General features: G+C 52.0%; 1 protein-coding gene. It reads right to left on the minus strand.

The window, feature by feature from the left end; translation table 11 throughout:
• The coding region (locus N7974_RS20445; RefSeq protein ID WP_262967376.1) for a hypothetical protein at window positions 1-1,899 on the minus strand (1,899 nt) is incomplete at both ends.

Raw genomic sequence — 1,899 nt, forward strand, 5'->3', positions numbered from 1 at the left:
CCGAGGAGCCCGATACGGCAGAGTAGCTGCCATTAAATACGATACCTGTAGAAATATCGGTAGTTACGCCATTAGGGTTGGCGGTAATGTGGAGATTACCACTACCGGTCAGTGCCGAGAACTGACCCGTACTGTCCGTCAGTGTCCATGATTCCCCTTCACCGCTGTCCCAGGAACCATTATTATTGCTGTCGACCCAGTCGCGTTGGCCGTCATTATCGCCATCTACCCAGACCAAGGCATTGGAGAGATACCCGTCCTGAACGACACCGCTTTGCGTCATTTCTACCGATGCAGTCGCAGTTGAGGTTATCTTCTCAGTTGCTCCATAGCCGTCGGTATAACCGGCTTCCACGGTGATCGCTTTACCGACTTGTGCCTGAGCCAAGGTCAGCGTGGCCGCTGTTGCACCGGTAATCGCTGATCCATTGGCCAACCACTGGTAACTGATAGTACCCAGACCATCGATATCTGCCAGCGTATTACTTACTGTTAATACCTGATTTTGCGTGGCCGTACCGGTGATAGTGACAGTGCCAGTTGGGGTATCATTAACATTGGTGATCGCATCGGTTGCAATGCTGCTTACACTTTCAGCAGTACCGAGTAAATCGGTATAAGCGGCTTTAACCGTGATGGTTTTGCCCACTTGCGCTTGAGCCAAGACCAATGTTGAAGACGTTGCGCTGCTAATGTCCGTGCCGTTGGCCAACCATTGGTAAGTCATCGTGCCCAGACCGTCGACATCCGCCAAGGTACTGACGGCTGTCAGTGTTTGGTTTTGCGTGGCGGTACCCATGATGGTGACGGTGCCGGTAGGGGCATCATTAACATTGGTGACTGCAAGAGTTGTAGCGCTGGTGACGCTTTCAGCGGTACCCAGTAGATCGGTATAACCCGCTTTAACGGTGATGGTTTTGCCTACTTGCTCTTGTGTCAAGGTCAAGGTTGAAGCGGTGACACCGGTAATAATCGACCCATCTGCCAGCCACTGGTAAGTAATCGTACCCAGACCATCGATATCCGCCAACGTGTTCGTTGCGGTTAATACCTGATTTTGCGTGGCCGTGCCGGTGATGGTGACAGTGCCGGTTGGGACATCATTAACATTGGTTACTGCAAGAGTTGTAGCACTGGTGACGCTTTCAGCGGCACCCAGTAGATCGGTATAAGCGGCTTTAACGGTGATGGTTTTGCCCACTTGTGCCTGAGTCAAGGTTAGCGTTGCCGCTGTTGCGCCAGAAATGCCGGTACCATCTGCCAACCATTGGTAAGCAATCGTACCCAGACCATCGATATCCGCCAGCGTATTGGTTGCGGTTAATACCTGATTTTGCGTAGCCGTACCGGTGATAGTGACAGTACCGGTAGGGGCATCATTAGCATTGATGACTGTACCGGTTGCAACGCTGCTTACACTTTCAGCGGTACCCAGTAGATCGGTATAACCCGCTTTAACGGTGATGGTTTTGCCTACTTGCGCCTGAGCCAAGGCCAATGTTGAAGTTGTTGCGCCGCTAATATCCGTGCCGTTGGCCAACCATTGGTAAGCAATCGTACCCAAGCCATCGACATCGGCCAGCGTGTTCGTTGCGGTTAATACCTGATTTTGCGTGGCCGTGCCGGTGATGGTGACAGTGCCGGTTGGGTCATCATTAACATTGGCTACTGCAAGAGTTGTAGCGCTGGTGACGCTTTCAGCGGTACCCGGTAGATCGGTATAACCCGCTTTAACGGTGATGGTTTTGCCTACTTGCTCTTGTGTTAAGGTAAAGGTTGAAGCGGTGGCACCGGTAATAATCGACCCATCTGCCAGCCACTGGTAAGCAATCGTACCCAGACCATCGATATCCACCAGCGTGTTCGTTGCGGTTAATACCTGATTTTGCGTAGCCGTGC

This window comes from Methylobacter psychrophilus, assembly GCF_025583945.1.
GTDB classification, from domain to species: domain Bacteria; phylum Pseudomonadota; class Gammaproteobacteria; order Methylococcales; family Methylomonadaceae; genus Methylobacter_C; species Methylobacter_C psychrophilus.